Origin of the sequence: Chitinophaga qingshengii (assembly GCF_014529935.1) — a bacterium.
Lineage (GTDB): Bacteria > Bacteroidota > Bacteroidia > Chitinophagales > Chitinophagaceae > Chitinophaga > Chitinophaga qingshengii.
Genome location: NZ_JACVFC010000001.1, coordinates 3,469,115 through 3,494,865, shown reverse-complemented (window position 1 = coordinate 3,494,865; position 25,751 = coordinate 3,469,115). Strand labels below are relative to the sequence as shown.

Genomic DNA, 25,751 nt, shown 5'->3' with positions numbered 1-25,751 from the left:
TCATATAGCAATGTCAGGATTTTTAGCAGTCTTAGTTATTGTTCTCATATTCATAGTCATCTTCCAGATTGCGAAGGCGAGCGAATATGTGTCCATATTGAAGGGAGAAAAGAAAGCGCGCCAGCAAAGTAACCGTATCAATGGTTTCCTGCTGATAGCATTCCTGGTGCTGGGGCTCATCGGCGTGTATTATTGTAATAATCTGCTGAAGGGCAAGATCCTGGGCGAATCTGCATCTGTACAGGGTGAAGGCGTAGATACACTCATCTACGTAACCCTCGCCATCACGGGTATCGTGTTTGTCGGTACTCAGATCCTCCTGTTCTGGTTCGCATTTAAATACCAGGAAAAAGAAGGCCGTAAAGCATTTTATTTTCCGCATAACAACAAACTGGAAGTGATCTGGACCGTTATCCCGGCCATCGCACTGACTGTTTTGGTGGCATTCGGTCTGAAACACTGGTTCCAGCTCACCTCCGACGCTCCGAAAGATGCAGCGATCGTAGAAGTAACTGGTAAACAATTTAACTGGCTCATCCGCTACCCAGGTAAAGACGGCCAGCTCGGCCGCCGCGATTTCAAAAAAATCGACGAAGCTGCCAGCAACCCGCTGGGTATGGATTGGGATGACCAACTGGGTAAAGACGACTTCATGGCAACTGAAGTGCACCTGGTAGTAGGTAAACCTGTAAAATTCATAATCGGTTCCCGTGACGTTATTCACGACGTCGGTTTACCTCAGTTCCGTATGAAAATGGACGCTGTACCGGGTATTCCTACCACCCTGTGGTTCACTCCCAAGTACACTACCAAACAAATGAAGGAAAAAACCGGTAACCCGGATTTCACCTACGAAATATCCTGCGATCAGATGTGTGGTTCCGGTCACTACTCTATGAGAGGTGTGATTGTTGTTGAAACTCAGGAAGAATACGATGCCTGGGTTGCAAAACAACCGCTGCAGTACAGCCTGGCTCACCCGGCCGCGGCTCCTGCTGAAGCGCCAAAGGCCGATAGCACACAAAAAACAGTGGCAGCGAATATCGGTAAGCCGTAATTTTGTGTAGAAGAATTTTTTGACGCAGTAATTAACCAATAAAAAAAGACAAACTAACAAACGCGATACCTTCCCGGGCGTTGGTTTATTATAAACAGAACCGATTATGAGTAACGAAGCAACATTGCACAGTCAACAGGAGGTAATGCACGGCGCGCATGATCATCATGATCATGAGCACCATCATGAAGACAATTTCATCTCGAAATATGTATTCAGCCTTGATCATAAAATGATTGCCAAACAATTCCTGATCACCGGTATCGTTTGGGCTATCATCGGTGCTTTCTTTTCTGTGGTGTTCCGTTTGCAACTGGGTTTTCCCGATGCTACTTTCCCTTGGCTGGAAAGCATTCTGGGTCACTGGGCTAAAGGTGGCCGTATCACTCCGGAAGCTTACTATGCATTGGTGACAATGCACGGTACTATCCTCGTATTCTTTGTATTGACCGCTGGTTTGAGCGGTACCTTCTCTAACCTGCTCATTCCCCTGCAGGTAGGTGCCCGCGATATGGCTTCTCCTTTCATGAACTGCCTGAGCTATTGGTTCTTCTTCCTGGCCAGCCTCGTGATGATGGCTTCCCTGTTCGTTCAAACAGGACCGGCTTCCGGCGGTTGGACCATGTACCCTCCACTGAGTGCACTGGGCGACGCTTCCATCGGTTCTAAAATAGGTGTTGACTTGTGGCTGATCTCTATGGCGCTGTTCGTTGTTTCACAGCTGCTGGGTGGTCTGAACTACATCTCTACCCTGCTGAACATGCGTACCAAAGGTATGAGCATGACCAAAATGCCTTTAACCATCTGGTCATTCTTCTTTACCGCTGTATTGGGTGTACTGTCTTTCCCTGTACTGCTGTCCGGCTTCATTCTGCTGCTGTTTGACCGTCACGCTGGTACCAGCTTCTATCTCTCTGATATCTTCATCGCAGGTAAAGCCCTGGCAAACGAAGGTGGTAGCGCCATCCTCTACCAGCACTTGTTCTGGTTCCTCGGTCACCCTGAAGTATATATCATCATCCTCCCTGCCATGGGTATGGTGTCTGAAGTACTGGCAGTTAGCTCCCGTAAACCTATCTTCGGCTACCTGGCCATGATCGGTTCCCTGTTCGCTATCTGTATCCTGGCCTTCCTGGTTTGGGCTCACCACATGTTCGTTACTGGTCTGAACCCATTCCTCGGCGCCTTCTTCGTACTGCTCACCCTCCTCATTGCGGTGCCGTCTGCCATCAAGGTATTTAACTGGCTCACTACCATCTGGAAAGGTAATATCCGCTTTACACCGGCTTCCCTGTTCTCTATCGGTTTCGTGAGCACCTTTATCTCTGGTGGTCTGACCGGTATCTGGCTGGGTAACTCCTCTATCGATATTCACCTGCACGATACCTACTTCGTAATCGCTCACTTCCACATTGTAATGGGTGTGTCCGCTTTCTTCGGTATGTTTGCCGGTATTTATCACTGGTTCCCGAAAATGTATGGCCGCTTTATGAACAATACTATCGGCTATATCCACTTCTGGGTAACCCTGATCGGTGCTTACCTGATCTTCTGGCCTATGCACTACGAAGGTATGGCCGGTATGCCAAGAAGGTATTTCGACTACTCCAGCTGGACTTCCTTCAACCAGTTTGGTGGCCTCAACCAGTTTATCTCTATCGTGGTAATCCTGGTGTTCGCTACGCAGCTGCTGTTCGTGTTCAACTTCTTCTACAGCATCTTCAAAGGAAGAAAACTGACCGAAACGAACCCATGGAAAGCTACCACCCTGGAATGGACTACTCCGATCAACCCGGGTCACGGCAACTGGCCTGGTGAAATTCCTGAAGTTCACCGCTGGGCTTATGACTACAGCAAGGATGGAAGAGACTTCATCCCGCAGACAGAACCAATTGGTCCTAACGAGTCAGCTCACTAACTTATAAACAGATTCCGGGACGCAGAAATAAACTGCTTTCCGGAATCTTGTTCACCGTGATGTTTGTAAATTTGTCCCGGATTTAAAACCCGGGATGTGGATAGAAATAAAATGTTGCAAGAAAACTCCATAAAGTTGTCGTCATCGTATGCAGTAGCGAGTAAGGTGAAGGATTATTCTCAGTTAATGAAGTTTAATCTCACCTTCATGGTGGTATTTTCATCTGTGGTAGCTTACCTGCTGGTGCCGGGTGTGGAGTTTGACCTGATCAAAGTTCTTTTGTTATTTGCCGGTGGTTTGCTGGTTTCCGGATCAGCCAATACCATCAACCAGATATGGGAAAAAAATACCGATAAGCTGATGGCCCGCACCGCCACCCGCCCCCTGCCCTCCGGCAGGATGAGCGAAACGGAAGCGGTCATCGTAGCAGCGGTAACCGGTGTTGCTGGTTTCCTGGTCATGGGATATTGTTTTAACTGGCTGAGCGCTGCCCTGAGCCTTTTCTCCCTGGTGATGTACGGATTCGTATACACACCCTGGAAAAAATGGAACTCCCTGGCTGTATTGGTAGGGGGAATTCCGGGTGCTATGCCGCTGCTCATTGGCTGGGCTGCAGGCGCCAACAACCTTTCCGAAGGCGGTTGGTCACTGTTTGCGATCCAGTTCCTGTGGCAGTTCCCGCATTTCTGGGCTATCGCCTGGATTGCACATAAAGACTATACCCGTGCAGGATTTAAACTGCTGCCTGCCAATGGTGAACCTAATAAGTTCACTGCGCTGCAGGCCGTTATGTATACCCTGTTACTGATCCCTGCCGGCGTAGCACCTTACCTGCTTAAGATCACCGGCGGTATCTCTGCTATCGTGGCCATCCTGGCAGGTGTGTTTTTCCTGTACCGTGCAATTAACCTGTACAGAAAGAATGATGTCCCTGCAGCACGTAAACTGATGTTTGGTTCATACATTTACCTGACCATTGTTCAGCTGGCACAGCTGCTGGACAAGGCCTAAAAGCAATAGAAGGAGTGATGCATACAATGAGCATACAACGTAAGAAAATTCATCCGCACAAGTATTCCCTATGGATAGCAATGGGTAGTATTACCATGATGTTCATCGGATTTACCAGTGCGTACGTTGTGAAGAGATCGCAGGCTAATTGGCTGGCATTTGAGCTGCCGCATATTTTCTGGTTGTCTACTGCTTTAATTTTACTGAGCAGCCTGACTATCCACCTGGCCCTTAAACAGTTTAAGGAAAGGAATATGCAACGCTACAAACAACTGATAACCCTCACCGCTGTATTAGGTGTGGCTTTTGCTGTTTGTCAGTGGATCGGCTTTTCACAAATGAGAAATAGCGGACTCGCCCTCAACGGACCGGTTTCCGCTTCCTTTATTTATGTTATCGTAGGCGTGCACATGCTGCACGTATTAGGCGGTGTGGTAGCACTGCTTATCATGTTTGGCCGGGCCTACAGAACCCGCGTCAGAACCTACTCCGCAGTTCCCATCGAAGTAGCTGCCACCTATTGGCATTTCGTGGACGTTTTGTGGATCTACCTGTTGATTTTTTTAAGTATCGCGAGATAAACTTTGTAAAATTTTATAAAACTAACAATGGACACAGCAGTTACAGCGAAGAAAAAATGGTGGGACGGAGGATACTCTCCCTTTAATGTGAGCTATGGTAAGTTGATGATGTGGTACTTCCTGCTTTCAGATGCCTTCACCTTCGGAGCATTACTGATCTCTTACGGAACTATCCGCTTTTCCAGCACTTCCTGGCCTGATCCGAATGACGTTTTCCGTTCCTTCCCGGGTATGGGACACGCCAACTTACCGCTGGTATTTGTGAGCTTGATGACCTTTATCCTCATCATGAGCTCTGTGACCATGGTACTGGCCGTTCATGCCGGTCACATGAGAGATAGAAAAGCTGTTGCCAAATGGATGATCTGGACCATCATCGGTGGTATCTGCTTCCTCGCTTGTCAGGCCTGGGAATGGACACACCTGTTCCATGAAGGCGCCTGGTGGGGCCGCAATCCTTTCCACAACGTGGATGGTACCCTGGCTTCTACCAACTTCACTAACTTTTTCTTTACCATCACCGGTTTCCACGGCTTGCACGTAACTTCCGGTGTTGTACTGAATATCATCATCCTCGCTAACGTACTGAAAGGTACCTACGAAGAAAGAGGTCACTACGAAATGGTGGAAAAAGTCGGTCTGTACTGGCACTTTGTAGACCTGGTTTGGGTATTCGTATTCACCTGCTTCTACCTGCTTTAATCGGGTAGCTTCAACTAAACGGATACAAGGTTTGTAATTTGAATTATCGCATTTTAGAATTTATTTAATCTCAATAGGAATGGAGCATACGCATACTGCAGAAGGACATGCACATCATGATTCATCTACCAAAAAGATCTGGAGAACTTTCTGGATCCTCCTGGCTGTAACCATGGTGGAAGTTGGTCTGGCGTTTTTACACCTGGAAACAGGTTTCCCCAGCAGAGTACTGCTGAACGCTGTGTTCATCGGACTGACAATAGTGAAAGCATTTTATATCGTTTCTGAGTTCATGCACCTCGGCAGCGAAATTAAAAACCTGATCTATACTGTACTGATTCCACTGCTGCTCTTCATCTGGTTCATTATCGCTTTCCTCTATGAAGGTAATTCCTGGAAAAATATGAACAGAGACCTGAAACCAGGTACTCCGATCGAAGCAGTGAAAGCACCGGCTGAAGGCCACGGAACACACCACTAAGTTTTTGACATTTAAATTTCAGCGTCATCTCTCGCAGGGCTATATTAGGAGTTGCATTGGCTATACTGGTACCGCTGACAGGTTACCTGATTGTAGATCATTACGGGAAAAACGTAATACCTATTCCAAAGTATTACATTCCCGAAAGAGTGGATACGGTTGTTCAAAATGGTAAAACCACCTACGACACCGTTTTCCATCAGATCAGGGATTTTAAAATGACCAACCAGCTGGGTCAGCAGGTAAGCCTGAAAGACATGGAAGGTAAAGTGATCCTGGTAGATTTCTTTTTCACTTCCTGTCCGTCTATCTGCCCTACCCTGACCAAAAACCTGAGAAAGATCCAGAGCGCTTACGGGAAAACAGATACCCTGCTCCAGATCCTCTCCTTTTCGGTAGATCCTGTCAGAGATTCAGTTCAAAGGCTGCGGAAATACGGATATGACTATAATGTAAATCCGGACAACTGGTGGCTGCTGACCGGCGATAAGAAAGAAATCTACGACCTCGCCAGACACGATTTCTTCGTTTCTGTAACGGAAGGCGATGGCGGACCGGATGATTTCGTTCACACTGAAAAGCTGGTACTGATTGATAAAAACAGACATATCAGAGGATACTACAACGGGCTCGATTCCAACGCCGTTAAACAATGTGCTACCGATATCGCTACCCTGTATCTTGAAAAAGACAGGCATCGCCCGGGATTCTGGAAATTCCTGAAAGGTTTGTTCAGAAATTTTAGCTGATAAATGATAACGTATTACTGAAAGGTGGATAAAAGAAAGATCTCTCTTCTTTTTCCACCTTTCGCATATCCGGAATATATTATGGAACTTAAAAATAAAAATCTAAACACACCTATTGCCATCATTTCTGTTGTGATCCCCGCACTGGTGGCTATATTGTTCTTTATGCCGAAACCGGACTTCCATCCGGGTTTCGATGTCAGGATTCTTCCGTTGTTCCACGCCATCCTCAACTCCGCTACGGCGGTATTGCTGGTGGCTAGCCTGTATTTCATTAAAAATCAACAGGTAAAGGCGCATAAAGTCACCAACCTCATTGCGGTGGGGCTATCGGTCATCTTCCTCTTGTCATACGTTACCTACCATGCCCTGGCGCCTGAAACACGCTTCGGGGATGCAGACCATAACGGCGTGGTAGACGCAGCAGAAAAAGCGGTGTTGGGCGGTATCCGTTATCTCTATTACTTCCTGCTGCTCACGCATATTGTACTGGCTGGTATCATTGTGCCGCTGGTGCTGTTTACCCTGCTGCGTGGTTTCCAGAATGATATACCCCGGCACCGGAAAATAGCCCGTATCACCTGGCCTATCTGGTTCTATGTGGCTGTAACAGGAGTGATTGTGTATATCATGATTTCCCCATATTACCATTGATATATTTCCGAAGATGATTTTCCGTTAGATGACCTAATTTTGCTGGATTAAATGATGATGATATGAATAAGCTGTATTTGTTGCTGCTGACCGTAATACTGACAGTGATGAGCTCACCGTTGCTGGCACAATGCTCGCTTTGTACCAAAACAGCGCAACAGTTGGGAGAAGGCCCTGCGAAGGGATTGAACAATGGTATCCTGATGCTGGCGTTTACACCGCTGGCGATCATCGGTCTGCTGGCTTTCCGCTGGTGGAAAAGCAACCGGGAAGCCTCCTGATATAGCTTCCACAGCCTTGTTTTAACCCTATTTATATATTCGCTATGATCACCTATCGAAAGGCGAACATCCATGATATTACTCAGCTGGTAGCGCTACGGCTCCGGTTTCTGAACGAAATATATCCGCAGGCAGATACTTCCCGCGACGCGCTGTTACAGGAAAAAATAGCTGTTTACCTCCGGGAACACCTTCCCAAGGGCGATTTTGTTAACTTATTGGCGGAAGATAATGGCCAGGTAGTGGCCAGCGCCGGCATCGTTTTTTATAACCAGCCTCCTCTTTATCACAATCTTGATGGCCAGGTGGCCTATATCCTCAATGTATATACGTTGCCCGTTTATCGTGGGCAAGGCATAGCCAGAGCCTTAATGGAAAGGCTGATGATAGAGGCAAAGGATCGTAACACGGGTAAACTGAGCTTGCATGCCAGCAAGGATGGACGTCAGCTCTACGAAAAACTGGGGTTTGTTGCCGGAGATAATGAAATGACATTACAGTTGGCACGTATACAACCCTGACAAGGCTCCCCGGGGGAGCGTTCTGCTGAAGAACGGAAAAATGGTCTGCATCTCTCTAAAACATACAACAAAACACTCACACCGGACAAGCTAAGTTGTTGGCCTATTCTGCGGCTTCAAATACCGGGCAATCTACCCGCAGGCTACCCTGCTTCAGGGTGATTCCCAGCGCGTTGCAATAATTCCCACGTTTGCCGGCGGCAAAGTGCTCGCAATTAAAGCACATCGGCTGGTGCGTAATCACCTCCTGTTGGTTAAGCTGGTAAATCAGCTGCATCAGTTGTTCGAGCAGTACGCCTTGTTCCTTTACAGGACTGGCTGCTACGGCTTCCTGCATAGGAGCGGCGAAGTGCTCCACCTTTTTGGCGATAGCGCGTCCTTCCTTCAACAGGTGTAGGGAATGGCTCCTGGTATCCGTTTGGCTCGGCTTTCTTACCAGGTAGTTCTTTTGTTCCAGCGATTTCACAGCGTCGCTGATGGTGGCTTTTGTCATGTTGAAATACAACGCTAACGAGGTCACTGTCCGTTGCTCTTCCGGATAATGGAGCAGGAACGTCAGTACCTGAATCTGTATGGGACTCAACCCATATTGTGTGGCCTCCTGCCAAAGGAGCACCCTGAAAGCCTCTGATAAGCGCTCAAGGGCAACCACAATTTTGCTTGGTGTGTTTTCTGCCTGCTGCGCGGGGCTGAATGTGGAAACTTTCCCCATAGTTACTACTGTCCTTAATTAGCGGGGCAAGGTACAATAATAAAGGCGGCTTGTAAATAGCATATTAGTGACATCCTTGGGATTCATGAATATAATATCCCCGGTTGGCGATCGCCGGCGCCCAGCGTGGAAGGATTTCAGTGATATAACAAAACCGGCAATCTCTGCCGGTAACAGGAACATTTTCGGATAGCCGGCCCTGTAAAAAAGCGCTGCCATAGGCCAATACAGCGGTAAAAGCGGTTTCGGTAGGCACAATAATGTCGAAGTGCAGAAACCCTCCTGCTCTCTTTTTCGCATATGCCTTGTATACGGCTACTTCCATAAAATAGTTTGGGGCAATAATGGTTATCTAAAAGGGCGCCGGCCGGTCATCAGGATAAATCCATAACAGGGCACTCAGGCTCACAGCCTTAAACCACGCCTGATGCATGGCCGCTGCTTCTGCTTCGTTATATCCTGCACCGTTGATAAAAAAACGGCCAGCTTCACTTACCGGAAATACGAAAGTTGTCATGTACCGCAAATACACCGGCGACAAAGGATGTAAATCATCCAGCGGAACATTTCTGAGCTGCAACTGCCGGGCAATACGCTCCTCAAATTCCCACCAGCGATGACTGTCATGACGGTTACATAAGGCCATAATCCACGCTTTGAAATGAGGACGGAGATCGTTGAGGTAATCCAGGTCCGGGGCGCCACTACTGGTGAAATAATGAGCCAGGTAATTGTTACGCACAATACCCTCATACCAGCGGTTCAATATCTCCTCTGCATGAGGTGCCAATATGGCTCCCGCCATCGTCAGATATTGTTCATCTTCATGCGTGAACAACATCATGCGTTTGATCTTAATCAATACCTGTGCATCAACAGACGTGCTTTGGGGTGCTGGAATCAGGGATGACCGTTCAGCTGCGTTAATCATATCGTACAAACGTTTTGAACTGCTGCAATTAGATGATGGTCGTGTGCAAATATAGTAAGGAATCCTATTTAAATGCAATTTTATGCAATTGCAGCAACTTTTTTTTATTTGCAGTATACCAATCTGTTCGAGCAGATATAGGACTTTGAATTATTTGAGATTTTCGGATGAACTGTATAGCTTTGATTTCCTGTTAACCAGGTATTTTTAACTGCCGAAATGAAAAACATCCTGACATTCTTATATAAAAACGGTCTTGGTATCCACTCTGTACTATCCGGAAGCAAAGAAAATTTTGAAACCATCCCCGGCGGGGGCCATTTCCGACGTATCGGCTACCTGACAGCCCTGGCTACTGCTGCCGGTATTCTAACGGTGGGCTTCGGTATGCTGCTCACCTGGCTGGTACGCTATATCACCGCCCTGGCCTTTTTCGGGGAATTGTCGGGCGCAAGCAGCAACCCGGTAGACAGTGAAGCGGGTATCCTGCTACTGTTCATCCCGGTCATAGGCGCCGCCTTGTCCTTATGGCTTTCGCGGCAAAATATTCCCGCCTGGAAACTACCGGCGCTGGCGATTAATATCGGCACCGGCGCACCGGTAGGCATGGAAGCTCCTGTTATGCTGACAGCCGGGGCTTTTGCGCAGCAGGACCAGCAAAAATTGCGTATTTCCACTGCAGAAGCGCAACTGCTACTGGTAGCCGGCGCTGCTGCCGGTGTAGCCTGGTATTTTGGGGCGCCGGTATCGGCGTTGCTGCTGGCGCTGGAATTATGGCTCAGCAGCTGGTCGCTGGCCACCCTCCTGCCTGTGCTGGCGGGCATCGCGGTAGGCGGACTGGCACATTTCTTTTCACACAACACGGAACCTTTTTTTGTAATGGGGACCGGTCCGGCTTTGAATGGACCGGCTTTCGGTGTATACCTGGTACTGGGACTGCTCATCGGCCTGATAGCGGTACTGGTGATCCGCGCCTCCCGTGGCCTTATGCTGGTAGCGGAGCGGCTCCGGCGACGTAACCCGTGGTGGTTGCTGCTGGCGGCGGTACCCGTAGGTATATTGGGCTACCTGGCGCCGGAAAGTCTGGGTAACGGACAGGTATATGGAAGTAATATCCTGCAGGCGCATGTAACGCTGCAACTCTTGTTTGTGGCTGGTTTTGTGAAACTGATAGCGTGGCTGTTTTTTACGGCGGGCAATAATACCGGTACAACGATCACGCCCCTGTTGATTATGGGAGGCGCCATCGGCTTGTTACTGGCGGTGGCCGCTCAATTGATATGCCCTGGTATTATCATCAATCCGGTGATGGCTGCTTTAATAGGAATGGGGGCGTTATTTGCCGGCGTTACCAGGGCCTGGCTGACAGCCATTGTACTCATGCTGGAGCTGACACACTGCCTGCCGGCGGTGCTGCCGGTATCGGGAGCAGCTATGGTGGCTTTTATGGTGTCATGGCCTTTGATTAAAACAAGGCGCGCCGCCTGATACGGGCGCCTTGCCAAATAAAGTTACTCTCCTCCGGATACGGCCTTCAGGCCTGCAATAGATCCGATCAGCATAATCAGGAAGAATATACGCCACATCGCAAAAGGCTCTTTAAAAAAGATCATGCCTGCAATGGCGGTACCGGCTGCCCCAATGCCTGTCCACACGGCGTAAGAGGTGCCAATCGGCAAACCGCTATTGATCGCTTTATTCAGGAAAAAGAAACTGAGCGAAATACAGATAAAAAAGCTGACAGAAGGCCACAGCTTAGAAAAATTCTCAGAATACTTCAGAGAAATCGTAAAGCCAACTTCAAATAGTCCGCCAATAAGCAGGAATAACCAAGCCATAATAACCAGATTTATACGTGAGAAATAAAATTGAATACGGGAAAGTGGAGACAACAAGATGCCCGCAGCCTCAGGGTCAGAGGCCGTAGTTGAACACTGCGTAAGCGATGGATATGCCGAATGTAGTTGTCCGCATGGGACAAAGATAATAAAATTTAACGACCTGCCTTTTCTGCAACATACCGGTACAGGTTAAATGATTGTTGCGCCATCTGTGCGGTAATTTCTGCCTGCAACGTTTTTTTGCTGATGTCGTGCATACGCCGGTATTGTATCAGCTGATAGGCTTTTTCTGCAAGCAGGATGGAATGGCGCTGGTGCTGATGTTGTATGGCCTGGTGATGCCGTTCAATAGCGGCGGTAATTTCGTTTATCCCTTCCTGTTGGGTAGCAATGGATTTGAGAACAGGTATTTCCCAATGTTCCTGTTGTTTGCTATGGGCCAGCAATCGCAGGTTTTTAACAAAGCTATCGGCGTTGTCACGATCTGCTTTATTGACCACAAAAATATCTGCGATCTCCATCAATCCGGCTTTCATGGTTTGAATTTCATCGCCTGCTTCAGGGACTACCACTACGATGGTGGTGTCGGCGATACCGGCAATTTCCACTTCGCTCTGCCCTACTCCTACCGTTTCAATGAAGAGATAATCAAAACCGGCGGCTTTAATCAGATCGCTGACTTCAATGATTTTAGGACTAAGGCCGCCGAGTGCACCGCGACTGGCCATGGACCGGATATACACGTTGGGATCGCCGAAATGTTGCGCCATCCGGATCCTGTCGCCCAGCAAGGCGCCGAAATTAAAAGGAGAAGAAGGATCTACAGCAATAATGGCTACTTTCTGGCCGGCGGCCAGCAGGTGGGTGATCAGTGCATTGACCAGGGTGCTTTTACCGGCGCCGGGTGGACCCGTGATACCCACTACTTTCGTTTGACTGTTGTTGGGTAGCTGTTCCAGCAGGGACTCATAGCCGGTCGCTTCATTTTCCACAAGGGAAATACAGCGGGCCAGCGCTTTGATCTCTCCACGCAAAAGTCCATCCATATATTGCTGGTACATGCACAATATCTTTAGTTGATCAGGTATTCCAGGATACCTTTGTCTGCTTTGATTTTTTTACTGCTAACAGCGGCTTTTACCAGGATCATGTTTTCCTGGTGTTTACCACGGGAGTTCTCCCGGTGATAGAGGTGATAGGCTACACCCCCCATCTTGATAAATTTTTTCCGGACACCGGCATTTAACAACCTCACCGCAATATCATTATCCTCCATTCCCCAGCCGGTGAAGTTTTCATCGTATCCGTTGACGGTGAGCAGGTCTTTTTTCCAGAAGGACATGTTACAACCTTTAACATAATATTTATGTCTGCCACCTACTTTATAACGTTTGGAAAGAAAGCGGCTGAGGGCCGGAAAACGTAAAGCGTTGAACAGATGGCTGAACGGCGTAGCGCGGTAGTTAATATTGACCTCATGCGCCTGTAGCAACTGATTGGTAACATTTGAAGAGAGAAGGGCCCTGCTGCCGGTAATAAAATAGCCGGGTTCAGCCAGGTGCCGGTGGTCTTCCACGAAGTGTTTATCCAGTATAAGATCGCCGTCAATCTGGATAATATAGTCGGAAGTGGATTGTGCGATTCCCTTGTTCCTGATCTGTGCCAATCGAAACCCTTTGTCTTCCTGCCATACATGAATAAGTGGCACCGGAAAATCTTTTCTGATGCTGTTAATCAATTCCCTGGTGTCTTCCCGGGAACCATCATCAGCAATAATTACCTCATTGGGTAATATTGTCTGTGATTTGATACTATTCAGACATAAGGCAAGGGCTGCTGGCCAATTATAGGTAGAAATCAACAACGATATCGTGGATGTAGTTGCTAACATGTCTGCGAATGAGTAATAATGTTATCTATAAAGGTATTCCTTTTATTTAATATATGCATAATGACAGGCTAATAAGCGGATTATGCGCCCTTTATGCGGCCCGTTTTTTTTATCTTTAGTCTAAACGCCGATCTGCAAGATGACAAATTTTATCTCCATATTTCCCCTTGGTATTGTGGTATATCCGGGAGAACAGCTGAATCTCCACGTATTTGAACCCCGGTATAAACAATTAACCCGGGAATGCGTGGCCGAAAATAAGCCTTTTGGCATTCCGGCGGTAATCGACAAAAAAATAATGGAATACGGAACCCTGGTAACCATAGAAAGAGTGGAAAAATTATATGATAACGGGGAAATGGACCTGATTACACGGGGAACCAGTGTATTCAGGACACTGGAGCATATTGGCTCCATCCCTGATAAATTATATGCCGGTGCTATTGTCAATTACCCGGAAAACCATGAGGGGAGCAATATGCGCCTGCTGGAGGAAGTCCTCCACGGTATCCGCGAGCTGCACGCCATTCTCCAGGTACATAAAAAATTTCCACGGGAAGATGCCCGGCTCACAGCTTATGACCTGGCTCACCACGCCGGGTTGTCACTTACGGAAGAGTACGAGTTGTTGCACCTGTTTTATGAAGTACAGCGACTGGAATACCTGAAACGTCATCTTCACAAGGTAATTCCGATGATGGCGGAAATGGAGCGGCTCAAAGAGCGGGTAAAGCTCAATGGTCATTTCAGGAATCTTTCTGCAGAAGACCTGTAAACTTTTTGATGGTAAAAACACCTCATAAGATATTGATAAAAAAATATATTTTTGTTGGGAGATGACGGCCAGTAAAGGCTTTCGGCGTTCGGGATTGTCAACTTTAACGCGCTTTTAACAGGGCGGATTTTGGTTTTTTTTGCTTCCCGCCTTAAAAAGTAGATATTTGCAGACCCATAATTTTCACTGGACAAGGGTTTAAACTCAATTCTGATACGAAATGCATTGGACTAAAGTCAGTATTCTTTGCTTCCTGGTTGGATTTTTCCTGGTGGCAAATAATGCTACAGCACAGGATAATTCACCTTACTCGCGTTACGGTTTAGGCGATCTGAACAACAACCAGAATACGGTCAACCGTGGTATGGGTGGCGTATCACAGGCGTATGGTGATCCTACATCCGTTAACTTTATCAATCCGGCCAGCTATTCCAATCTGCTGCTCACTACTTTCGATGTAGGGGTGGAAGCGGGCTCCCGGTCTATCTCCGACAAAAACGCCAGCTTCAACTCCGGCTTTGGTACCCTCTCCTATTTGCAGATAGGCATCCCTGTCCGCAAAAAATGGGGCATCAACCTGGGCTTGAGACCCGTAACCAGGGTATCCTACAACATCCAGGAGTCGCAGGACAAGATCTTTTTTGATACCCTGAAACTGCCGGTAGCCAGCCGTTACCAGGGCAGTGGCGGTTTATACCAATTATATGCGGGTACCGGTGTGGGCATCGGTAATTTCAGCATCGGTGTAAACCTGGGTTACCTGTTCGGTAATATTGAGAACAATACCCGTGTCATTTACCCGGTAACGGATATCAATGCGTCCCGCCACATGACACGTATCAGCTATAGCAGCTTCTTTTACAAAGTAGGTGTACAGTACAAAGCCAAACTCACCAAAGAGATGGACCTGACACTGGGCGCTTCCGGAAGCCTGCAACAGAATATGTCGGTGCGCCAGGAAAACCTGAGCGAAAGCCTGGTATACAATGCATCCACCAACGACTTTTCCTCGCTCGACTCGGTTAAATCCGAGAAAGGGCCTAAGGGTACCGTCATATACCCGCAGGAACTGGGCGCCGGTTTTATGCTGCGTAAGCTGGATAAATGGCAGATCGGTATGGACTTCAACACTACCCAGTGGAGCAATTTCAGAAAATATGACCAGCCGGATTCCCTCCAGAATGCCTGGAAACTCGCTATCGGTGGCCAGTTTGTACCCAATGCAACGGCACTCAGCGGTTACTGGAACCGTGTGGCTTATCGCCTGGGTGCTTATTACGGACTGGATTACCTGAAGCTCGGTGGTCAGAACATGAATATCATGGGCTTTACAGTAGGCGCGGGTTTACCGGTACGCCGTATGCCTTACTCCAACCAGTATAGCATGGTCAATGTTGCCTTTGATGTAGCCCACCGTGGTAATAACAATACCGCCCTGAAAGAAAATATCTACCGGTTGTCGCTGGGCTTTACCCTGAGCGATAGGTGGTTTATCAAGAAGAAATACGATTAAGCCTGACCGTATGATCGGGAAACGACTCATATATCTGTGTATTGCGCTGACTGCTGTTGCCTGCGAAAATGATGTCCAGGCAATCATGGAATTTGATTCCAAAAAAGCAGCGGTGGAAAACGGTACGGATATCGTGGGCATCTTCAGCCAGAACGGCAAGGTGAACGCCAAACTAACGGCGCCGGCTATGGAAAGAACCCTGGACAAGCCGTCGTATGTGAAGTTTAAACAAGGCCTGAAAGTACTCATGTTCAATGATACCCTGGGTCTGGAAAGTACGCTGACTGCCGATACCGGCCGTTATATGGAAGATGAAGGCGCCATATTCCTCACCAAAAATGTGGTGGTGGTGAATAAAAAGGGTGACCGCCTGAAGACGGACGAACTGAACTGGGATCCTAAAAAGAAGGTATTCTACTCTACCAAAGAGGTGTTTATTAAAACCCCTACCGACTCCCTCCATGGTTGGGGATTGATCGCCAACGAAGATTTTACCGACAGAAAGATTATCAATGTAAGCGGACCTATTACGATGCAGGACAGCCTGTCTATGCAGTAACTACGCCGCCGGAACGTATATAACGAAAGAACCCCACCTCTGCAGGTGGGGTTCTTTCGCTTTAACCTATTTTTTAACCTAAAATTTGTAATATTAAAAACAATAACTATGCCAGAATGCCCTTTTGAAGGTGCATTTCAACACGTTATCCGACCGCTCCTCACAAACCAATCTTCACTTTTGCTTTTTTGGACGCAGTCCGTTATTTTTAAAAAAACGACCGAACATGGAATTGATCAACTGGCAGGACTTTGAAAAGGTAGAAATGAGAGCGGGAACAATTATCGAGGCAAATGATTTTCCCAAGGCGCGTAACCCCGCCTATCAGCTGCTGATAGATTTTGGACCGGAAATAGGCATGAGAAAATCTTCAGCGCAAATTACCCGGCTATACCAGAAGGAAGAACTGATCGGCAAACAAATTATCGCGGTTGTTAATTTTCCTCCCAAACAAATCGCCAATTTTATTTCTGAGTGCCTGGTATTAGGTGTTTTAGGCGATGATAAAGAAGTTACCCTCCTGCAGCCAGGCAAGACCGTCCAAAACGGCCAACGGATAGCCTGAGCAGTAACAGGTTCAACGTATAGATACAGTCCGTCAACGTGCCCGTTTATGCTGTGAACGCATAAAGTTATCAGGTCTTTTTCCCGCAATTCAACGAAAAAAAATAATACGTTGACATTAGAACTTCATTATAAATTAATAATCAATCATTAATACATATTTATAAAAAATAATTCTATATATTTATAATATTGCAAATTATTTAATATAATAAGATATTTACGATTATCCTCTTTTCACGAACAATATTACAGCGTTCACGGAAATGGAAACCCGGGACTGGATTTCACGGTATATCTTTGTTTTAGGTTTTTCATAGGATATGGTTAAAATTATTACAAGGGCGGTATTCTTACCACCCTTTTTTATTTTCCTTAACCCTGCACTTTCCGCTTGTCATTTTACGTTCACTGCTTCTTTTAATACGTTCACCTGTAGCGTGGCTGCAGGCAGCAGGAGGCATTTTTACCGCCAGTAAGCCGTTTTTACGATATAACTAAATGATAATCAATTTTATATGTTAAAATTAGTTGCATTATAATTAAATAATACGCGTTAAACTGCAATATGCGTTCACCGTCTCTTTTACGACGTTCCCCGAATAAAATATATCGTTCACAAAAATGGAGCAACATCTAATTCAAAAAACGCCCACCTTTGGTGTAGGTTTTTCAATAAAGATATGGTTAAAATTTTTCGGGGCTGTAGTCTTGCAGCCCTGTTTTTTTTCTCTAAAACCTGTTACCCGCACCTCATACTTTTTCTCCCTTTACCTGAACAATTCATGATCACTTAACCCGTAAACTTTTTTTGGTCCTATTTACTTTGGTCCTGTTTATCCTTGCCTGTGATGTCGCTTTCTTACCTTTTTATACGTTGATTCACACACCTTTAAGACAAAAAGAACGAGGTCCCGGAGGGATATCGTGACGATATGCTCCGGGACCTCGTTTATACAGGACCGTATGGTCGTTATTTGGTGCTGAATTTTGCAGGGAATGGCTGATCCAGCAAATGATTGTAGATAAAGCGGGCGTTTTCGGAAGAGAAATGCGCGGCATTGGGACCTCTGTAGCCGTGGCGCTCGCCAGGATACGGCATAAATTCAAAATGTTTGTTCAGCCGTTGGAACTTGTCAACCAGCTGGATAACCTGTTGTATATGCACGTTATCGTCCATGGTGCCATGGGTCATGCGAAGCAGGCCTTTATAGCGGTCGGCGTAGGTCATGACGCAGGTATTTTTGTACCCCTCGGGGTTTTCCGCCGGGGTATCCATGTAACGCTCTGTGTAATGGCTATCGTACAACTGCCAGTCTGTTACGGCGAAGTTGGACATTCCATGGGTAAATACATCTGCGCCGTAAGTAAGCGCCATATCAGTCATATAGCCGCCGAAGCTGCCGCCGGTCATACATATTTTGGAAGGATCGGCCCAGGGCTGGGTACGCAGCCACATAGCGGCATCCATATAGTCTTCAATTTCATACTTGCCCAGCTGGCGGTGAATGTAGTTCATTCCCATTTTTCCCAGCTGGCCGCTGCTGCGGTTGTCAATCACCACCTGGATAACGCCTTCCTGTGACCACCATTGGGATATGGGAGAGAATTTCCAGCTGTCATACACAGTACCCGCATTAGGACCGCCATAAATACTGATCAGGATCGGGTATTTTTTACCGGGCTGCAGGTGTACCGGCAGGGTGATAGTCATCGGTAATACCAGGCCATCGCGGGTTTTGTAGGTAGTCAGCTCCGTTTTAGCCAGGTTAAACTGATCAAATTTATTGCCTTTGCTGTTGCCCAGTTCCCGGATCACTTTGCCGTTATTGTCCAGCAGGGCCATTCTGGAAGGGGTAAGCAGGTTGGAATAGGTAGTGATAAAGTATTTACCACCGGGCGCCATGCTGATTTCATGGTTGTAGTTGCCGAAAGTCAGCCGGGTAATAGCGCCGGTTTTCATATTTACCTTATACAGGTCGAAACGGGTGGAAACCTCTTTGCGGGCGGTAAAATAGATCACCTGGTTTTTTTCGTCGGTATGCAACACGGATTTAACCGTCCAGTTACCATTGGTGAGCTGTTTTTTCAGAGAGCCGTCCATGTTATGGAGATAGAGGTGTGACCAGCCGGTTTTATCGCTCTGCAGCAGGAAGCCCTGGTTATTTTGCAGGAAAGGAACGTCGTCGAACCAATCTACCCAGGTTTGCTGGTTTTCGCTGTAGATCTGTTTTTTAGCGCCTGTTTTCGGATCAATGCTGTATATCTTCAGATTGTCCTGGCTGCGGGGCATCCACTGCATCCAGAGTTGTTTGCTGTCGGCTGTCCAGAAAGGCATACCGAAGTACTGATCATCGTTTTCATTGAAATCGGCCCATACGGTGTTGCCGCCTTCTACGGGCACCACGCCTACTTTTACAGCAGGGTTAGGGTCGCCGGCTTTAGGATAACGGGTATTTTCAAGAAATCCATGCTGTCCTTTTTCACTGTAGATCGGGAATACAGGCACTTTGGTATCATCAAAATGCATGTAGGCGATTTGTTTGCTGTCGGGGCTCCACCAAAAAGCGCGGTAGCGGGTGGGGCGGCCGAGGATTTCTTCATAATACACCCAGGATGCCCACCCGTTATAAATAACATCGGTGCCATCGTGTGTGTAACGGGTTTCCTTTTTGGAAGCTATTTCTACGCTATACAAGTCGTTGTGACGGGTGAAGGCCACATGCAGTCCGTCGGGTGACAGGGTAGGATTTTTTTCCTCCAGGGTGTCGTTGGTCAGCCGGATACTGTTACCATCAACGCCTTTATAGTAAACATCGCGGTCGCGTACTTCTACACTGGGGCCATCTACCGGGGCGGTGTATATTTCAGCCTTTCCGGTACGGGCATCTATTTTCATGGCTTGCATACGACCGGCAGCGTCGCGGCGCATTTCCAGGTAATGCTCGCCATCTGCCCAGCCTTTCAGTGCCGGCAAGGGCTGGGTAATATCTGTGGCCTGACCTCTGAAGGCCTGCTCAAAGGTAATATCCTGCTTGTCCTGTGCCTCTAAATGTGGCATAACGGCAAGCAACAGGGCGGTGCTGCCCAACCATGATAAGCTTCTCATAATAATGATAGTTGATTTTGTTGTCGTTGGCGGGCGAAAATAAGCATAACTCAAACATACCTTTCACAAAATCCATAAACGGCCAGCCAGATATCCGGATATTGCCGCCGTTTATGCAATTATTGACCACATTCCCGAACCAGGGCTGCTTATAGCAGTGGAACAGGCTACCTTTAAGCCGGTTTTCATAGGATATGGTCAAAAAAATAAGCAGGGCTGTAGTCTTACAGCCCTTTTGCATGAGATTCTCCCTATAATCAGTTATTTTTGCACTCCATTTGGCATTTACAAATAATCACATGACACAATTATCTGAGCAAGAGATTATACGCCGGGAAAAATTACAGGAGCTGCAGAAACTGGGCATCGACCCCTATCCTGCGGCAGAGTACCCGGTTAATGATACTTCCGTTAACATAAAAAATAACTATTCGGAAGCCACCAAGGAGCAATTCCAGGATGTATGCCTGGCAGGTCGTATTATGAGCGTGCGTGATATGGGCAAGGCCGCTTTTGTGGAATTGCAGGACAAGGCCGGCCGTATCCAGCTGTATGTACGTCGCGACGATATCTGCCCCGGTGAAGACAAGACCGGCTACGACACTGTTTTCAAGAAACTGATGGACATCGGTGACATCATCGGTGTAAAAGGATATGCTTTCATCACCAAAACCGGCGCTACTTCCATTCACGCAAGGGAAGTAAGCATGCTGTCCAAAGCCCTGCGCCCCCTCCCGATCGTGAAATCAGTGGAAGGCCAGGTGTTTGACGAGGTAACCGATCCCGAATTCAAATACCGTCAACGTTATGTGGACCTGATCATCAACCCGGAAGTGAAAGAGGTGTTTATCAAACGCACTAAAATCCTTCAGACCATCCGCGACTTCTATAATAACATGGGCTACCTGGAAGTGGAAACTCCCATCCTGCAGGCTATCCCCGGCGGTGCTACTGCCCGTCCGTTTGTTACGCACCACAATGCGCTGGATATACCGTTATACCTGCGTATTGCCAACGAATTGTACCTGAAACGCCTTATCGTAGGTGGTTTTGAAGGGGTATACGAATTTGCGAAAGACTTCCGCAACGAGGGTATGGACCGTACCCACAACCCGGAATTTACCGTTATGGAGATGTACGCCGCCTACAAGGACTACGAGTGGATGATGCGTACCACCGAAACCCTGCTGGAAAAAGTGGCGCTTGCCCTGCATGGCACTACAGAAGTTCAGGTAGGTGAGAAAGTGATCGACTTCAAAGCGCCTTTCCGCCGTGTGCCTATGTACGACGCCATCAAAGAACACACCGGCTTCGATATCGCCGGCATGGACGAAGCACAGCTCCGTGATGTCTGCAAACAACTGGGTATCCACGTAGACGCCAAATTCGGTAAAGCCAAACTGATCGATGAGATCTTCGGCGAAAAATGCGAAGGCCACTACGTACAGCCCACCTTCATCACCGATTACCCGGTGGAAATGAGCCCGCTGACGAAAAAACACCGCAGCAAAGCCGGACTGGTAGAACGTTTTGAGCTGATCGTGAATGGTAAAGAAATTGCCAATGCATACAGTGAGCTGAACGATCCTATCGACCAGCGCGAACGTTTCGAAGAACAGGTACAGCTCATGGAACGTGGCGATGATGAAGCCATGTACATCGACTATGATTTCCTCCGTGCCCTCGAGTATGGTATGCCGCCTACTTCCGGTATCGGTATCGGTATCGACCGTCTTACTATGCTGATGACCAACCAGCCTTCTATCCAGGATGTGTTGTTCTTCCCGCAAATGAAACCAGAGAAATAGTCTCGCAAAGGAACCATAAGACCGTAGCGGGTGGTTAAGCCTGCCAAGGATCGAAGACCATATTTTGTAACTTATATTGTATGTTTTTAAGTATAATATGAGTTACAGAATATGGTCTTTTATTGGGAAGAATGGAACATCATATGTAAAAAATAAGCGGCATAACGTGATCTTCGATCCTTGGCGGGCTTACCACCCGCTACCATCTTAAAATTCCTTTGCGTGAAAATTTTCGGCATTAAATTTTCTATACCCTTTCAGGGAAGCTTTCAGATACCGCGTCACATCGTTAACTTTAAGTAATGCTCTCTGTATCTTAAAATTAGTCATATGAAAACGATACTTGTACCCACTGATTTTTCTGATACCGCCTATAATGCAGCCAATTATGCGCTGGCATTGGCTACACAGCTAAAAGTTGACCGGATTGTGCTTTATCATGCCTACGAGCTGATTGTTCCCATCCCCGATGTGCCTACATCTATTCCGATGGTAAATCCTGATGACCTGCGGATCGCTTCCCTGGAAGGATTGGATAAAATGCAGAAAGAACTGTCGCCCGTAGCCCCGGAAGGCATCAGTATCGTGACCCGGGCAGACAATACCCTGTTAGCCGCTACCATCAATGATGTGGCGAAGGAAGAGGAAGTCTCCCTGATCGTGATGGGTATTACCGGAGGTAGTAAGATGGAAGAAATACTGGTGGGTTCCAATACCATCGATGTAGTGAAACATACTACCTGCCCGGTACTGATTATTCCCGGTAAAGCAACCTTCAAAGGCATTAAAAAAGTAGTGTTTGCCTGCGATCTGCGCCAGGTGGCTGATACTACGCCTATTGCACCGCTGAAGAAATTACTGGATGCTTTTCATGCTGAAATACATGTCATCAACATAGATCATGAAAGCAAACATTTTTCTACAGATACGCCGTTTGAAACGCTGATGCTCGACACTTTACTGGAAGGGTACCAGCCACAATATCATTTTGTGGACAACCCGGATATCATTCAGGGCATCACGGAATTTGCGGAAGGTTTGGAGGCGGATCTGATACTGACGATTCCTAAAAAACATGGTTTGTTTGAGCGGATATTCAAACGCAGTAATACCACTAAACTGGCCTACCAGACACATATTCCGTTATTAACGATACACGAATAATTGTATATATTTGAAACATTAATACTATCATCACAACACTTATGCTGAAAAAAACACTGTTAGTGCTGCTGGGCGTTGGCTGCATGCACGCCAGCCAGGCACAATTACTGGATAAACTGAAAAAACTCGGAAAATCCAATTCTACTGCAACCACCACTACCAATACCACTACTACCGGTGCCAAAGTAACGGAATCTGAAGCGGGTTCCGCTATCAAGGAAGCGCTCCTGAAAGGTGTTACCAACGGTATCGCCAGCCTCAACAAAACAGACGGTTTCTTTGGCAACGATTTGTACAAGTTGTTATTACCTCCCGATGCGGTGAAAATCGGTAATACCCTGAGAGCCGTAGGCCTCGGTCCGCAAGTGGATAAAGCGATCCTGCAGATCAACCGTTCCGCTGAAAAAGCAGTCGGTTATGCAGCGCCTATCTTCGTGAATGCCATCAAACAAATGACGCTCACCGATGCGCTCAACCTCGTAAAAGGTGGTAATAACTCCGCTACAGAATTTTTCAAAAGTAAAACAACAGACCAGCTGAAAGCGGCTTTTTCACCTGTTGTGAAAAAATCACTTGACAGCACCAGTGCTACCCGCTTCTATGGTGATATCGTAAACACCTATAACAAACTGCCGACTACCTTTAATAAAGTAAATCCTGATTTACAGGACTACGTAACCGGCATGGCGGTGAACGCGCTGTTTGATCAGATTGGTAAAGAAGAAGCGGCTATCCGCGCCAATCCTGCTGCCAGAACAACGGACCTGCTGAAAAAAGTGTTCGGAAACATCCTGTAGGTTCACGCAAAGGCGCAAAGCAGCAAAGAGCGCAAAGAAATATTAGCGAATAAAAGAAAGCAAAGGAGCGAATAATCAAATTTGATCATTCGCTCCTTTGCTTTCTTATTTAAAATTAAAAAACTTTGCGCTCTTTGCTGCTTTGCGCCTTTGCGTGGACCTACGCGCTGAGTAACACCTGCCAGGCCTCTCCTACCTTGTTGGCTTCCAGCAGTTGTTTGGCGTAGTGGTGCAACTCGCGTTCCATTTCCTCTGGTGTAACGCTGTAATACTGGATGATATTTTTCAGGTGATGATCATCAAAAGCAGGGTCCACGAAAGGCATTTCGTGGACGTTGCCCAGCTTCCCGAGATCATTACCGGTGAGTATACGGCTATTACGGATAGATAACGGTAACGCATCTACGCCAATTCCTAATTGTGTATTAGGTTTGGGTACTTCAAATACGGCATCGCCGGAAGCGCGGCAGTAGTAGTCGCCGCCCATACGGGCTACCAGGTCTATTTTATGCGGATCTATTTTGCCGTTGGGATCGAAGATGTCATCGTTGAGATGAATCAGCACAGGCTCGCAGATAACGAGGTTACCGGCGCCGCCCTGGTTGCCGGTTTCAATGATCTGTTTGACCACGCATTCCAGCTGAACCGGGCTTTCCTTTACCCGCAGCGGTTTTATTTTTTCTGAAGGCAGCGGTGTAAAACCAGCCTTCACAAATTCATCTACGCCCGGCGGATATTCGCAGCTGGCGAGTGACGTTTGTTGCACCATGCTGTAGTTCACTACGTTGATCACTACTTCGCGGGTAGCGTAAATATTCTCGAGCGTATGTTTGGTGGTATTGTCACGCACGCGCCGGGACGGTGAAAAAATCAGCGTAGGCGGATTGGTGCCGAACATGTTGAAGAAACTGAAGGGAGACAAATTAGGCCGGCCTTCTGCATCTACCGTGCTGGCAAAACAAATCGGGCGTGGAGCGATAGCTCCCTGCATATAAGCCTGCAGTTCGCTGGTTTTAATTTCGGATGGAACTACCTTCATACCTATACGTTTTTCTTCAGTGCCAGTATAGAGAAGTCAGTATCCTCTTTTACGATTTTGTTGGACAGCGTGCCCAGTCCTTCGATTTCCATTTCAACCACATCGCCGGGTTGCAGCCATTGTTCGGTATAGTTGGGATCGTTGAGTTTTCCGGTACCGTTCAGTTCCAGGAAACAGCCGGTGCCTACGGTTCCGCTGCCGATCACATCGCCGGGAAGGATGTTAACGCCATAGGCGCAGCGTTCCACGATTTCAGCAAAGGTCCAGTCCATATCGCCCATATTGCCTTCGCTGACCTGGATACCGTTGACTTTACAAGTCATTTTCAGGTTGTAGTTATTGCCGGTGTGGCCTGGTTTTGCCGGGATCAGGAACGTTTCCAGTTCATCGGGTGTTACCAGCATGGGACCTATAACGGTGCTGAAGTCCTTGCCTTTGGCAGGGCCCAGGTTGAGTTTCATTTCTTCCATCTGCAGGGTGCGGGCGCTCATATCGTTCATGATCATATAACCACCGATATAATCATCGGCTTCCGCTGCGCTGATATTGCGGCCTGCTTTGCAGATAACGATCGCTGCTTCCAGTTCGAAGTCCAGTTTTTCGAAATGGTCCGGCATACAGTGAATATCGCCGGGTCCCTGGATGGCGTTGTGATTGGTAAAGTAGAAGATGGGGTACTGATCAAATTCAGGGATCATCTCCACTTTACGGTTGCGCCGGGCGGCGGCAACGTGTTGCCGGAAGGCGTAGCCGTCGCGGCAGGATGTAGGGAATGGTACGGGAGACAGCAGCTGTACGCTTTCCACCGGTACGCCATGCGCATTGCCCGGATGTTTACCGGCTTTCAGGCTGGCATCGGCTTGTTTGGCTATGTCGATCACATCTTCCCACATCATCAGGAACATGCCCATGTTGTTGGGCAGGTCGGGATGCAGTTCCTGGGTGTTGTATAACAGTCCATCAACAAGAATGGCCAGCTGGTCTGTTTCCTCTCTTAAATAACTTACAAGTTTCATGATTTGTATTGTTCTGGTTGTATGATTGACCAAATATAAGGATGCTCCTGCGGTTTTTTACTAAATTAAATGCCCGT

General features: G+C 47.4%; 27 protein-coding genes. 18 read left to right on the top strand and 9 right to left on the bottom strand.

Features of this window, described 5'->3' with window-relative positions; translation table 11 throughout:
* Positions 1-10 precede the first annotated feature (10 nt).
* From ICL07_RS13635 to ICL07_RS13590, 10 genes are all read left to right on the top strand, one after another.
* Entirely contained in the window at positions 11-1,057 is a 1,047-nt protein-coding gene (locus ICL07_RS13635) for a cytochrome c oxidase subunit II (RefSeq protein WP_188088454.1), read from the top strand.
* Between the two features lie 106 nt (positions 1,058-1,163).
* Positions 1,164-2,975 (top strand): cytochrome c oxidase subunit I, encoded by a 1,812-nt coding sequence (locus tag ICL07_RS13630; RefSeq protein ID WP_188088453.1) that lies wholly within the window; start codon positions 1,164-1,166, stop codon positions 2,973-2,975.
* Positions 2,976-3,110: 135 nt separating this feature from the next.
* The gene (gene cyoE, locus ICL07_RS13625; protein WP_246485022.1) at positions 3,111-3,986 is read left to right on the top strand and encodes a heme o synthase; all 876 of its coding nucleotides are present in this window, start codon (positions 3,111-3,113) and stop codon (positions 3,984-3,986) included.
* A 17-nt stretch (positions 3,987-4,003) separates the two neighbouring features.
* Positions 4,004-4,567: a cytochrome c oxidase subunit 3 gene (locus ICL07_RS13620; RefSeq protein WP_188088452.1), complete on the top strand. Its 564-nt coding sequence runs from the start codon at positions 4,004-4,006 to the stop codon at positions 4,565-4,567.
* A gap of 27 nt (positions 4,568-4,594) precedes the next feature.
* Positions 4,595-5,269 (top strand): cytochrome c oxidase subunit 3, encoded by a 675-nt coding sequence (locus ICL07_RS13615; RefSeq protein ID WP_188088451.1) that lies wholly within the window; start codon positions 4,595-4,597, stop codon positions 5,267-5,269.
* 79 nt (positions 5,270-5,348) lie between these two features.
* Complete coding sequence (locus tag ICL07_RS13610; protein ID WP_188088450.1) at positions 5,349-5,750, top strand: cytochrome C oxidase subunit IV family protein; 402 nt, start codon at positions 5,349-5,351, stop codon at positions 5,748-5,750.
* Between the two features lie 56 nt (positions 5,751-5,806).
* Positions 5,807-6,499 carry an SCO family protein gene (locus ICL07_RS13605; RefSeq protein WP_188088449.1) on the top strand — a complete coding sequence of 231 codons (693 nt, stop codon included), beginning with the start codon at positions 5,807-5,809 and terminating at the stop codon, positions 6,497-6,499.
* Positions 6,500-6,580: 81 nt separating this feature from the next.
* Positions 6,581-7,153 carry a DUF420 domain-containing protein gene (locus ICL07_RS13600; protein ID WP_188088448.1) on the top strand — a complete coding sequence of 191 codons (573 nt, stop codon included), beginning with the start codon at positions 6,581-6,583 and terminating at the stop codon, positions 7,151-7,153.
* A gap of 62 nt (positions 7,154-7,215) precedes the next feature.
* Entirely contained in the window at positions 7,216-7,434 is a 219-nt protein-coding gene (locus ICL07_RS13595; protein WP_188088912.1) for a hypothetical protein, read from the top strand.
* A gap of 44 nt (positions 7,435-7,478) precedes the next feature.
* Positions 7,479-7,955: a GNAT family N-acetyltransferase gene (locus tag ICL07_RS13590; protein WP_188088447.1), complete on the top strand. Its 477-nt coding sequence runs from the start codon at positions 7,479-7,481 to the stop codon at positions 7,953-7,955.
* A 103-nt stretch (positions 7,956-8,058) separates the two neighbouring features.
* Here ICL07_RS13590 and ICL07_RS13585 read toward each other — a convergent pair whose 3' ends face one another.
* From ICL07_RS13585 to ICL07_RS13575, 3 genes are all read right to left on the bottom strand, one after another.
* A complete protein-coding gene (locus ICL07_RS13585) occupies positions 8,059-8,667 on the bottom strand; it encodes a MarR family winged helix-turn-helix transcriptional regulator (RefSeq protein ID WP_188088446.1) in 609 nt (202 codons plus the stop codon).
* Between the two features lie 64 nt (positions 8,668-8,731).
* Positions 8,732-8,992, bottom strand: coding sequence for a DUF2024 family protein (locus ICL07_RS13580; protein WP_188088445.1), 261 nt, complete (start codon positions 8,990-8,992; stop codon positions 8,732-8,734).
* 27 nt (positions 8,993-9,019) lie between these two features.
* Entirely contained in the window at positions 9,020-9,598 is a 579-nt protein-coding gene (locus ICL07_RS13575) for a protoglobin domain-containing protein (RefSeq protein WP_188088444.1), read from the bottom strand.
* Positions 9,599-9,817: 219 nt separating this feature from the next.
* Between ICL07_RS13575 and ICL07_RS13570 the strand changes: the two genes are divergently transcribed.
* Positions 9,818-11,086: a chloride channel protein gene (locus ICL07_RS13570; protein WP_188088443.1), complete on the top strand. Its 1,269-nt coding sequence runs from the start codon at positions 9,818-9,820 to the stop codon at positions 11,084-11,086.
* Positions 11,087-11,109: 23 nt separating this feature from the next.
* Here ICL07_RS13570 and ICL07_RS13565 read toward each other — a convergent pair whose 3' ends face one another.
* The 3 genes from ICL07_RS13565 to ICL07_RS13555 form a co-directional block, all read right to left on the bottom strand.
* Positions 11,110-11,436, bottom strand: a complete 327-nt coding sequence (locus ICL07_RS13565; RefSeq protein ID WP_188088442.1) for a DMT family transporter — start codon at positions 11,434-11,436, stop codon at positions 11,110-11,112.
* A gap of 155 nt (positions 11,437-11,591) precedes the next feature.
* Complete coding sequence (meaB, locus tag ICL07_RS13560; protein ID WP_188088441.1) at positions 11,592-12,500, bottom strand: methylmalonyl Co-A mutase-associated GTPase MeaB; 909 nt, start codon at positions 12,498-12,500, stop codon at positions 11,592-11,594.
* Positions 12,501-12,511: 11 nt separating this feature from the next.
* On the bottom strand, positions 12,512-13,330 hold the full coding sequence (locus tag ICL07_RS13555) for a glycosyltransferase family 2 protein (RefSeq protein ID WP_188088440.1): 819 nt from the start codon (positions 13,328-13,330) through the stop codon (positions 12,512-12,514).
* A gap of 139 nt (positions 13,331-13,469) precedes the next feature.
* On the opposite strand from ICL07_RS13555, the gene ICL07_RS13550 reads away from it, so the two are divergent.
* From ICL07_RS13550 to ICL07_RS13535, 4 genes are all read left to right on the top strand, one after another.
* A complete protein-coding gene (locus ICL07_RS13550) occupies positions 13,470-14,105 on the top strand; it encodes an LON peptidase substrate-binding domain-containing protein (protein WP_188088439.1) in 636 nt (211 codons plus the stop codon).
* A 220-nt stretch (positions 14,106-14,325) separates the two neighbouring features.
* Positions 14,326-15,618 carry a BamG family beta-barrel-assembly machinery protein gene (gene bamG, locus ICL07_RS13545; RefSeq protein ID WP_188088438.1) on the top strand — a complete coding sequence of 431 codons (1,293 nt, stop codon included), beginning with the start codon at positions 14,326-14,328 and terminating at the stop codon, positions 15,616-15,618.
* 10 nt (positions 15,619-15,628) lie between these two features.
* A complete protein-coding gene (gene lptC, locus ICL07_RS13540; RefSeq protein WP_188088437.1) occupies positions 15,629-16,177 on the top strand; it encodes an LPS export ABC transporter periplasmic protein LptC in 549 nt (182 codons plus the stop codon).
* Positions 16,178-16,403: 226 nt separating this feature from the next.
* Complete coding sequence (locus ICL07_RS13535; RefSeq protein WP_188088436.1) at positions 16,404-16,742, top strand: tRNA-binding protein; 339 nt, start codon at positions 16,404-16,406, stop codon at positions 16,740-16,742.
* 972 nt (positions 16,743-17,714) lie between these two features.
* On the opposite strand, the gene ICL07_RS13530 is transcribed toward ICL07_RS13535, so the two are convergent.
* Positions 17,715-19,850 (bottom strand): S9 family peptidase, encoded by a 2,136-nt coding sequence (locus ICL07_RS13530; protein WP_188088435.1) that lies wholly within the window; start codon positions 19,848-19,850, stop codon positions 17,715-17,717.
* A gap of 299 nt (positions 19,851-20,149) precedes the next feature.
* On the opposite strand from ICL07_RS13530, the gene lysS reads away from it, so the two are divergent.
* The 3 genes from lysS to ICL07_RS13515 all read left to right on the top strand — a co-directional run bounded on the left by lysS (position 20,150) and on the right by ICL07_RS13515 (position 23,619).
* Positions 20,150-21,658, top strand: coding sequence for a lysine--tRNA ligase (gene lysS / locus ICL07_RS13525; protein WP_188088434.1), 1,509 nt, complete (start codon positions 20,150-20,152; stop codon positions 21,656-21,658).
* 330 nt (positions 21,659-21,988) lie between these two features.
* Entirely contained in the window at positions 21,989-22,822 is an 834-nt protein-coding gene (locus ICL07_RS13520; RefSeq protein WP_188088433.1) for a universal stress protein, read from the top strand.
* 41 nt (positions 22,823-22,863) lie between these two features.
* On the top strand, positions 22,864-23,619 hold the full coding sequence (locus tag ICL07_RS13515) for a DUF4197 domain-containing protein (protein WP_188088432.1): 756 nt from the start codon (positions 22,864-22,866) through the stop codon (positions 23,617-23,619).
* Positions 23,620-23,779: 160 nt separating this feature from the next.
* Here the strand turns inward: ICL07_RS13515 and ICL07_RS13510 are convergent, their stop codons facing one another.
* Together ICL07_RS13510 and ICL07_RS13505 are read right to left on the bottom strand one after the other, a co-directional pair.
* Positions 23,780-24,658 carry a flavin reductase family protein gene (locus ICL07_RS13510; RefSeq protein ID WP_188088431.1) on the bottom strand — a complete coding sequence of 293 codons (879 nt, stop codon included), beginning with the start codon at positions 24,656-24,658 and terminating at the stop codon, positions 23,780-23,782.
* A gap of 2 nt (positions 24,659-24,660) precedes the next feature.
* On the bottom strand, positions 24,661-25,674 hold the full coding sequence (locus tag ICL07_RS13505; protein WP_188088430.1) for a fumarylacetoacetate hydrolase family protein: 1,014 nt from the start codon (positions 25,672-25,674) through the stop codon (positions 24,661-24,663).
* Positions 25,675-25,751: the final 77 nt, after the last annotated feature.